The sequence below is a fragment of the Rheinheimera sp. genome (assembly GCF_020217005.1).
Lineage (GTDB): Bacteria > Pseudomonadota > Gammaproteobacteria > Enterobacterales > Alteromonadaceae > Pararheinheimera.
In genome coordinates, this window is the sequence record NZ_JAIWOI010000309.1 from 1 (window position 1) to 10,000 (window position 10,000).

Consider the following 10,000-nt stretch of genomic DNA (forward strand, 5'->3'; position numbering starts at 1 on the left):
AGCGGCCATAGGCGCCACTCATCTGGCATTGGAGCTAATCATCAGGCCATACCAGGCCGATGCTGGTGCAGAGTTTTTAGATCAACTGGCCGCTGGATTGTTTAATCAGGGGCTATACATTGGACCTGAATTACCATCTGACAGTGTTCCGGGGCAGTTTGAGCTGGTGCTGGAGCATTCTGGTCAAAAACAGATACTGGTTGCTCAACACCCCAATCAGGACCCGCTGTTGCCTCTGTATTGGCTGGTGAATCATTTAAGAGCTCAGGGTATTGGTTTAAAACAAGGCCAGTGGGTGATTACAGGCTCTTATGCTGGGGTATTGCAGGCACCAGCCAATACAGAACTTGAGTTACAGTTTGGAGCGTTTGGCCAAATCAACACGCTCTGCAGTCATAAGGCTGTGATAAGCTAATCGGCTGATTTGGTTTTTAATTTGCCATGGAGAGTTTTGGATGGAGTTTTTACCGGCCTGGCCATTAACTATTACCCCTTTGTCATCCTTTGGCTTGCTGCTGTTGATTGGCAGCCTTGGCGGCTACCTGGCGCATCGTATTTCCTGGTTGCCCAGTATCACAGGCTTTATGCTGGTTGGCTTTTTAGTTGGACCCAGTGGTTTAGGTTTACTGACTGAGTCTGTGCTTAAAGACTCCCGTATCCTGATAGATATCACGTTGGCACTGATTTTATACCGGCTGGGTTCATCACTGGATTTGCGCTTTTTACGGCAATCACCACGTTTGCTGGTGATAGCTCTGGTGGAAAGTACCTTAACCTTCAGTGCGGTCTTTACCTTGTTATGGCTATTTCAAATTCCATTGGCTTTGGCTGCCTTAATTGCGGCTATTTTAGTATCCTCTTCCCCAGCCGTGTTATTACACGTTGCCCATGAAGTTGGCGCCAAGGGCCCAGTCACCGAAGCCGCTAAATCCCTGGTTGCCTTGAATAACCTGCTGTCTTTTCTTGCTTTTGCTTTTGTGGTGCCTGTATTGCTTGCAGAGCAGGATGCGGGTTGGCAGCAGATCGTCTTACAACCTATGTATTTATTATTAGGCTCCGCTTTATTGGGTGGCGCCATTGCCTATGGTCTGCATTTTTTAACCAGTCGTACTCAAAGTGCCGTGCAATACAAGCTGGCGCTGGTTGTTGGCGCTTTAATGTTGTGTCTGGGGCTGGCCCAGCAATTAAAGCTCTCAGCGCTTTTTGCGCCGCTGGTGGTTGGCATCATAGTGCGCAGTATGGAACGTGACGAAGTGGTGTCTGCACTAGAGTTTGGTAGTGCTTTTGAGCTGTTTTTTATCGTCTTGTTTGTATTTGCCGGTGCTAATCTGCACTTCGCCGAGTTGGTGGCTTTTGCTCCTGTCATTATGGCCTTGGTGGCTGTGCGGGCTGCTGCCAAATGGTTTGGTGTCAGTGTCAGCTCTGTATTGCTGGGACAAACAGTGCGCACTGGCGCTTCGTCCGGTTTATTACTTATTCCTATGGCGGGTCTGGCGATAGGCCTGGTACAAAGTTCCAGTCAACTGGTACCACAACATGCCGCAGTGATCAGTGCCATAGTGTTGGGTGCTGTGACTGTATTTGAAACCATAGGGCCACCTATAGCCTCTTATGCTTTCCGTTTGGCTGGAGAAACAGAGGCTCAGGCGTCCGCTGCTATAGCTGATACTCTGCCACAGCATCCGTGGCAGGCTGACGGCACTGTGGCTGTGGATCTATCCGCTTTACATGCACCTGAACCGGTAGACGCAGTGTTAGTTGAGCAGTCCGAACCAAAAAGGTTTAAATTCTGGCGCTGGTGATCACCGGTGCCAGCGGCCACTTTCAATCAGGTTTAGCAGCATCAGGGTCTTGCCGTTGTCAATGGGGTTGGCGCCCTGTTGTAAAATAGACATTGGCTGCAGATTGATGCTGTGATTCGCAGTAAAAAGCCCCCCTGCAGCCTCCTGACATCTCATATTTTGCTTTCAATAACAGGGCTGATAACACATTTCAGAGCATCATTTGGCTGCGTAAGGTTATTAACGCAGTGCCCGGTTCTTTATTGTCCGCTTTGTGCTGTACCAAACTTTGCTGAATCACTTGAATAGCAAGGTTGAGGATAGCTTCCTGCTCGGGTGTTTCAGACTTCTAAACTTCTGGCTTTCTATTTTGTTGGTCGTTTTGTAATCTATCAGGCTTGAGCACTAAACAAATACCCGTTAGGGTGGGTAAGAAAACTATAAACACCCCAAAGTAATTGGAGTTGCAGGGAGGCGACAAGTGCGCGAGGCCCCAGGAGCATAGTTGTCTTATGTGACTGGGACGAGAGCGCGAAGTCAAAAAATCTGCGGCTTCAAGTACGAAGGGGGGAGAAACCGCAGAACTAAACTGCAGGCAGTGCAACGAGGAGAGTGGGTCATGTCGCAATATGCTGCCTTGAGGGCAAACGTAGGATTATTGGGCACCCAGCTGGGTGACACCATACGTAATCAATTAGGTGATGCAGTTTTAGAACGTATTGAGCAGATCCGTGCTTTAGCCAAAGAGGCAAGGCAGGGTACAGAACTGCAGGATCAACAACTAAAGCAAGTTCTGGCCAGTTTAACGGACCAGGAAATTCTGCCTGTAGCCCGTGCTTTTGCCCAGTTCCTTAATCTGGCCAATTTAGCAGAGCAACACCATACCATCAGTAAGGCTGGCCGGGCTTCTATTGAAAAACCAGAACCTGTGGCAGAACTGCTACAACTGCTGCAGGACAAAAATGTCAGCAAAAGCCGGATTGAACAAGCTGTTGCCGATTTGTCTATAGAACTGGTGTTGACGGCGCACCCGACAGAAGTGACTCGCCGTACTTTAATCCACAAGTTAACCGAAATTGCGGCCTGTCTGGCGCAACTGGAGCAGGATTTAGCCCCGGTACAGCAGAAAAAAGTAGAAAACCGCTTGTATCAGCTGATCACTCAGGCCTGGCATACCAATGAAATCCGCGAACAACGACCTACGCCAGTGGATGAAGCCAAATCAGGCTTTGCTGTGATTGAAACTTCATTGTGGGAAGCTATTCCAGAGTTTATCCGTGAACTGGATACTGCGTTGTTGCCTGTGCTCGGTCATGGCCTGGCTCTAGACGCTGCTCCTATACGTTTTTCATCCTGGATGGGGGGCGACAGAGATGGGAACCCTTTTGTGACTGCTAAAGTTACCCGTCAGGTGTTGCTTTTAAGCCGCTGGAAGGCTGCTGATTTATTCAGCAGGGACTTAGATGTGCTGGCAAACGAACTATCGATGAATCAGGTCAACGAAGCTTTACGTGCTGTAGTAGGCGATGTGTCAGAACCTTATCGCAAGCTGTTAAAAGACTTCCGTCATAAGTTGCTGCATACCAGAGACTGGCTAACTGAAGCGCTAAAACATGACAGATTACAGCGCCCTGAAGATTTGATTTGGCACAATCAGCAATTGCTGGAGCCTTTGTTGTTGTGTTACCAGTCGTTGCGTGATTGCAAAATGGAAGTGGTGGCTGAAGGTTTATTAAAAGATACCATTCGCCGCGCTTATGCTTTCGGTTTAACCTTGTTGAAGCTGGATGTGCGGCAAGAGTCAGGCCGTCATACTGCAGTATTCAGCGAGTTTACCCGTTATTTGGGGATTGGCGACTATGCCGAGTGGGATGAGGCTGCGCGTCAGGCATTTTTATTAAATGAGCTCAACAGCAAAAGGCCTTTATTTCCGCGTCACTGGTCACCCAGCCCTGAAGTCAAAGAAGTGTTGGATACCTGTGACATAGTAGCCCGGCATGGACCAGAAGCTTTATCGACTTATGTCATTTCTATGGCCGGTAAACCTTCAGATGTACTGGCTGTGCAGTTATTGCTCAAAGACGCTGGTATTACTTTCCCTATGCGGGTAGCGCCTCTGTTTGAAACCCTGGCCGATTTAACCAATGCGCCGGAGTGTATCAGTAAGTTGTTGGCCATCGATTGGTACAGAGGCTATATCAACGGTCGTCAGGAAGTGATGATTGGTTACTCTGATTCGGCCAAAGATGCCGGTGCTTTTGCTGCGGCCTGGGCTCAATACAGTGCACAGGAAGCTTTAGTGGCTATTTGTCAGCAGGCGAAAGTGCAGCTGACCTTATTCCACGGCCGTGGCGGCACTATAGGTCGTGGCGGTGGTCCTGCCCATGCTGCGATTTTATCTCAGCCGCCTGGATCGCTGGCTGGTGGTTTGAGGGTGACTGAACAAGGCGAGATGATTCGCTTTAAGTTTGGTTTAAACGGCTTAGCACAACGTAGTTTGGCCTTATATGCCAGTGCTGTACTGGAAGGGGTATTGTTACCGCCGCCAGTGCCGGAGCAGAGCTGGCGTGAGTTGATGCAACAACTGGCCACAGTGTCCTGTGACGCTTATCGTGCTGTGGTGCGGCATCACCCGGACTTTGTGCCTTATTTCCGCGCTGCTACGCCAGAGCTGGAGTTGGGGCAGTTACCACTCGGCAGTCGCCCGCCGAAACGGAATCCGAATGGTGGTGTAGAGAGCTTGCGTGCTATTCCATGGATTTTTGCCTGGTCGCAAAATCGATTGATGTTACCAGCCTGGTTAGGTGCAGGCAGCGCGCTGGCTGTGGTGGTCGAGCAGGGTAAAACCGAACTTCTGGCACAGATGCGCGCGCAGTGGCCGTTTTTCGCAACCCGCTTGTCTATGCTGGAAATGGTGTACTTAAAAGCAGATGCGGAAATAGCAGCTTATTACGATGAAAAGCTTGTACCCGAGCATTTGTTGCCTTTAGGTCAGGAATTACGTAAGCAACTTGCTGCAGATACAGCCTTGTTGTTACAACTGATCCAAAGCGATACCCTGATGGCAAAAGAAGCCTGGATCCGAGAGTCCATTATGCTGCGTAACACTTACGTCGATCCGCTGCATATTTTGCAGGTGGAATTGTTAAACCGGGTGCGACATGCGCCGGAGACGGTAAACGACAGCATTAAGCGTGCTTTGATGGTGACCATTGCTGGTATAGCCGCAGGTATGCGAAATTCGGGTTAAAAGGCTGTGCGTTTTCAACAAATTAAAAAGGGCATACAGTGTATGCCCTTTTTTATCATCTAAAAAACTTAGAAAAAGTTCTTTTTAAACTCCACACCGATAACACGAGGTTCGTTGACAAAACCTGTCAGGTTAGCAAAATCTATTGCGCCTTTCAGGTTGTCTTCGTCCGTAATGTTACGGCCGAATAATGCCACTTCGTAGTTGTTATCAAAATTCAGATAGCCTACACGAAGACCAGCTTCAAAATTACCGTTGGTGTTGTATTCCATAGATTCATACAGGAACAGGTTGGTTTTACCCTGACGTGCTACGTCGCCGTAGATATAAATCTCACCCGAGCTCACCGGAATATCATAACGGGCGTTTGCTGTTAAGATAGTTTCCGGAGCTTGTGGGAAAGGATTACCGTCGATTAAGACTAAACCAGCGCCGTTTGAAGGATCGGTCGGGGTACAAAGTTTTGAACCACAAGGTGCCACCAACAGATTTTTATCTTTCAGCTCAGTGTTGTTGTAGCTAAAACCACCGCCCAGGATCAGATTTGGAGCTGCACGCCATTCTGCGTCTACTTCAAAACCATAACCAGTACCCTTGTCGGCGTTGATCAACTGGTTACCTTGAGTGGCGCCACCTATAGCAGATAACTGAATATCATCGATGTTGTAATAAAACAATGCGCCGTTCAGACGTAATGAATCGTCGAGTAAGTCGGATTTAGCACCTACTTCTACGGAGGTAATAGTTTCTGAATCCGCTACCGAAGGAGCTTTTTCGAACGCAACATCACGGCCCTGAATTGACTGAGCGCGGAAACCGCTGGCTAAGCGACCATACAGACTGGTTTTGTCTGTTAAACGGTAGTTACTGCTTAATTCCCAGCTGACCTGACCGTCATCTACTTTGATTGGGTCATAATCCTGAATACTGGCTGCACCAATAGTTAAAGCGAAACCGTCAATGTTTTGCTGACCTACAGAAAAAGTTTTCTCGTCATAAGTGTAACGAATGCCACCGGTGATATCCCAACGGTCTGTCAGGTTGTAGGTCGACTGACCAAAAACAGCCCAGCTTTCGTTGCCATGGTAAACAGTAGTAGCACCAAAGAAACCGTCGATACTGGTTACACCAAAAGAAGAGTCAAAGTAGAAAGCACCAACCTGCCACTCTAAAGCTTCATCGGTATCACTGGCTAAACGGAATTCCTGAGTAAATTGCTCCAGGTCATTTAACTGATCTTCAGTGACAGCACCAGTAGGATCGGAAGGGCCTGGGCCTGCCGCATTACCGCCATCAATGTCACCTTTGCCTTTACCATCTGCATTTTCCTGAGCCGTAACTGAAGTAAAGGTCATGCCACCGATATCAAATTCCAGTGTTAATGAGGCGCCTGAGTTATCGTATTTCTGGAAGTTACCTTCACCGTCATCGTAATAGACAGTGTCACGGTCGTAGTTATCATTCAGCTCGTTACTGCCTGGCGTCAGAATATTACGACGGAACAAAGACGAAGTACCATCCAGCTTACGGCCATGCACGTTTAACAAGGCTGAGAAAGCGTCTGTGTCATATAAAAACTGCAAACGACCGGCCTTCTCGTCATGGCCGCCAGTAAAGTCTTTTTCACCGGTAAAACCGTTATCTACCCAGTCGTCACGATTCTGGTTCATCAACGAAATACGAGCTGATAATTCGTCTGTTAAACCACCACCTGCAGCACCTTCTATATTAATAGTGCCTAAGTTGCCTATGGTCGCTTTGGTATAAGCTTCAAAGTCCTGAGTGGGTTTGACCGAGGTGAATTTCACAATACCTGCTGTGGTGTTACGGCCAAACAGGGTGCCTTGCGGGCCACGGATCACTTCAGCTTGCGCTACGTCAAATAACGGGAAGCTTTTGAGGATCACGTTTTCCATCACCACGTCATCCATAATCACAGAAACCGGCTGAGAAGCGGCCAGGTCAAAATCTGTATTTCCCAAGCCACGAATGTAAAAACGTGGTGCTGCGCGGCCGTTTGATGATTCAGCGTATAAACCTGGAATCTTGCCAGATAAAGCCTGGATGTCCTCGCCACCTGCAAACAAAGCGTCGAATTTCTCGCCGCTTAAGGTTGCAATAGAGATAGGAACTTCCTGAGTGCTTTGCACACGTTTCTGTGCTGTCACCATAATGCGTTCCAATTTTGTCTCTTCAGCAGCCTGGCCTTTGTCACTTTCCTGCGCGAATAAAGCAGGAGAAAGACCCATGGCTGCAGCGAGCAGACTGGCCTGAACACTCAATGCCAGAACAGACTTTTTGCATGTTTTCATCAATGTTTTACCTTAGTTTTAGGCTGTTATGTATTTTCTGGTGCGTCCTGCGGATTGGTTGTCAGTGCGAACCCTACAAACTCTGGAGTGACCACAGTGTTTGCCCTGACAACTTGTCTGCTACTATAGCATTTTGTGGCTAGATTTGCCGATCTTGCGGATAAAATGGCTGAAAATCATCAGCTTGTTGACTTTAATTTGCACATTATCTACTTCAGTAAAGTCTGGTTTACCTGATGCTAACTTGATGGCACTTAAACTTCTACAGATAAAAGAGCTGTATAAATTGAACAACGCCCCTGATGAGATGAATAATAACTAATCAATAGCTCATTACCATGAAGTACCATGCCGGCGTAGCTGGTATCTCCGCCCGAAGGCAAGCTGATTAGCTCTCTGAGATCGCCTTTGCATGGATCCAGAGTCACAAGACTAGTCCTGATGTTTTCGTCATAAAGACGGACAACTGCCAACATCTGGCCTGAAGGGGTAAAAATGGCCTGAGGCCCGCCAATACGACAACCTATATCCAGCCAGTTCCAGTGCTGGTAAGGCGGAAGAGCATAACCCAGTTGGCCATGATCAGGATCTTTACGTAATAAACACCAGGCTCTGTCTTGCTGATCAAATAACAAGGCCGCTTCATTGGGGTAACCCTGATCATAGATTCGGGAGGCGAGGACTTCAAACTGGCCTGCAGTATTTTGCTGATACAAGCGAATATGCCGATCCGCGCCACATTTATAAGCAATTGCATAAGCCTGATCCCGCAGATAACTTAAGCGCCATAACCAATATTCTGCTTCACCTGCTTCCTGGGGGGCAGACCAGTGTTTGCCATCAGATGAGAGCCATAGATAAGACTGGTAGGCCTTATTGGTCTTGTCGTGGAAGGCGGCCGCTGCCAATAACTGTAATTTGCCGTCCGGCGTTACTGTGAGTTTTCCATCCCGTAAATCTGCAATTGGGTTATGCAGTACAGCCACAGTCCGCCATTTTTTGCCTTGAACCGAACTCATGATACGTAAAAAACCATCTTTTGAGTGATGACCGGATGCCTGGCGGAATACCAGGTAAAAGCGTTGTCTGAAGTAACATAAATCGGTAAACGCATTGTGTCTGCCGGTTTTCCAGGCTCGTTGCACCCAAACTAATTTTAAGGAGAGTGTTGTTGCTGCTCTGTCTGTTTTTGTTGTCATTCAAGCAAACCGTCTGTATTTTTATTGTTAATTAATTGTTTATTTTTTGATGTTAAGCTAAGCTCAGTTGTACTTCAGTAACAGATTCTTTAATAGTGTTGGGTGTATGCCTGTCGACGCTCAGTGGTAAGTCTATTTGCAGTGTAGAAAACTGCACGGGGTTTCACTATGGCGACAGAGCAAAGTTTATTTCGACCCCAGGCTTTGCAGGCACAGCAGCAAAGGCTTGAAGGGCAGGTGAGTATTGTGCAACCTGTTAGTACCTCTGTCTTGTGCTTTTGTTTAGTCTTTATAGTCTCCTGTTTAATACTACTGCTGCAACAGGCGCAGTTTTCGCGCAAAGAGACAGTGATTGGCTACCTCAAGCCTTCCGGAGGTGTGGTAAGGATCCACAGCCAACGTTCTGCTGTGATTAAACAGCTTTATGTTCAGGATGGTGCTGCAGTAAAACAGGGGCAAAAACTGGCTTTGCTGAGCAGTGATGAATATTTGGCTGCAGGACAAAGTCTGACCGAATATTTGCAAAGTGGGGTGTCCCTGCAATTACTGCTAAACACACAAAAACGACATGAGCTGATCCACAGTTTTGCGCAGCAGCGTCAACAACTGTCTGCCCAAATAGACAGTGTCAAACTACAGTTTACCGACAATCAACGTCAGCAAAAGTTACTGTCTGAACGCATCAACTTACAAAACCAACGTTTGCACTCTCAGCAACAGCTGGTGCTCAAAGGTCATCTGCCGACGCAACAGCTTGAGCTGCTTCAAGATCAACATCTGATGTTACAACAGCAACTTGCAGAGCTACAAACTCTTGCTCAGTCTATTCGTCAGCAGCAGATTCAGTTGGAAAATCAGCGACAGAGGTTGCCCGTCGAGCAGCAACTTCAGCTTCAGCAGTTACAAGCTGAGAGGTTAGAGTTTGAACAACAAAAAACTGAGTTACAGGCCCGAGGTGAGGTGTTGTTGACTGCACCTGTAGCTGGCAGAGTCACTAATTTAGTCGTCAGTCTGGGTCAACACCTGCATGGAGCTCAGGTCCTGATGCAACTGCTACCTGAATCCAACTCATTGTATGCACATTTATTGGTGCCAACCCGCGCTTTTGGCTTTGTCCAGCCAGGCCAAATCACCTGGTTGAGGTTTGATGCTTTTCCATATCAACGCTTTGGCCTGTATCAGGGCAAGGTCAGTCAGTTGTCAAAAGCAGTGCTAATGGCGCAAGACCCTGATAGTCCGGTGCAAATTCAGGAGCCGGTTTACCAGGTTCAGGTTCAACTGAATCAACAGTTTATTGAAGCCTATGGCGAACAACTACCACTTCAGGCCGGCATGTTGTTAAGTGCAGACATAGTGTTGGAGAAACGATCAATCCTTAGCTGGCTGCTCGAGCCATTATTCAGCATAAAAGGGCGTTTTCAGATTTAAATCAGGCTGTGTGAAGCAGTGGAGCACAGA

The 10,000-nt window shown here is 47.7% G+C and carries 6 protein-coding genes; 4 read left to right on the forward strand and 2 right to left on the reverse strand.

Features of this window, described 5'->3' with window-relative positions; all coding sequences use genetic code 11:
• From LDL40_RS15065 to ppc, 3 genes are all read left to right on the forward strand, one after another.
• Nucleotides 1-415: fumarylacetoacetate hydrolase family protein (locus LDL40_RS15065; protein WP_300996250.1), on the forward strand; the 415-nt coding region annotated here is incomplete at its 5' end.
• Nucleotides 416-455: 40 nt separating this feature from the next.
• Nucleotides 456-1,802, forward strand: coding sequence for a cation:proton antiporter (locus tag LDL40_RS15070; protein ID WP_300996251.1), 1,347 nt, complete (start codon nucleotides 456-458; stop codon nucleotides 1,800-1,802).
• A 598-nt stretch (nucleotides 1,803-2,400) separates the two neighbouring features.
• Nucleotides 2,401-5,031: a phosphoenolpyruvate carboxylase gene (gene ppc, locus LDL40_RS15075; protein ID WP_300996252.1), complete on the forward strand. Its 2,631-nt coding sequence runs from the start codon at nucleotides 2,401-2,403 to the stop codon at nucleotides 5,029-5,031.
• 68 nt (nucleotides 5,032-5,099) lie between these two features.
• Here ppc and LDL40_RS15080 read toward each other — a convergent pair whose 3' ends face one another.
• Complete coding sequence (locus LDL40_RS15080) at nucleotides 5,100-7,343, reverse strand: TonB-dependent receptor (protein ID WP_300996253.1); 2,244 nt, start codon at nucleotides 7,341-7,343, stop codon at nucleotides 5,100-5,102.
• A gap of 254 nt (nucleotides 7,344-7,597) precedes the next feature.
• On the reverse strand, nucleotides 7,598-8,542 hold the full coding sequence (locus LDL40_RS15085; RefSeq protein ID WP_300996254.1) for an exo-alpha-sialidase: 945 nt from the start codon (nucleotides 8,540-8,542) through the stop codon (nucleotides 7,598-7,600).
• Nucleotides 8,543-8,710: 168 nt separating this feature from the next.
• Here LDL40_RS15085 and LDL40_RS15090 point away from each other — a divergent pair, with 168 nt between their 5' ends.
• Nucleotides 8,711-9,970: an HlyD family efflux transporter periplasmic adaptor subunit gene (locus LDL40_RS15090; RefSeq protein ID WP_300996255.1), complete on the forward strand. Its 1,260-nt coding sequence runs from the start codon at nucleotides 8,711-8,713 to the stop codon at nucleotides 9,968-9,970.
• Nucleotides 9,971-10,000: the final 30 nt, after the last annotated feature.

Coding starts and splice junctions, on each gene's coding strand:
- LDL40_RS15070 (WP_300996251.1), top strand. CDS start 456: ATGGAGTTTTTACCGGCCTGGCCATTAACTATTACCCCTTTGTCATCC.
- ppc (WP_300996252.1), top strand. CDS start 2,401: ATGTCGCAATATGCTGCCTTGAGGGCAAACGTAGGATTATTGGGCACC.
- LDL40_RS15080 (WP_300996253.1), bottom strand. CDS start 7,343: ATGAAAACATGCAAAAAGTCTGTTCTGGCATTGAGTGTTCAGGCCAGT.
- LDL40_RS15085 (WP_300996254.1), bottom strand. CDS start 8,542: ATGACAACAAAAACAGACAGAGCAGCAACAACACTCTCCTTAAAATTA.
- LDL40_RS15090 (WP_300996255.1), top strand. CDS start 8,711: ATGGCGACAGAGCAAAGTTTATTTCGACCCCAGGCTTTGCAGGCACAG.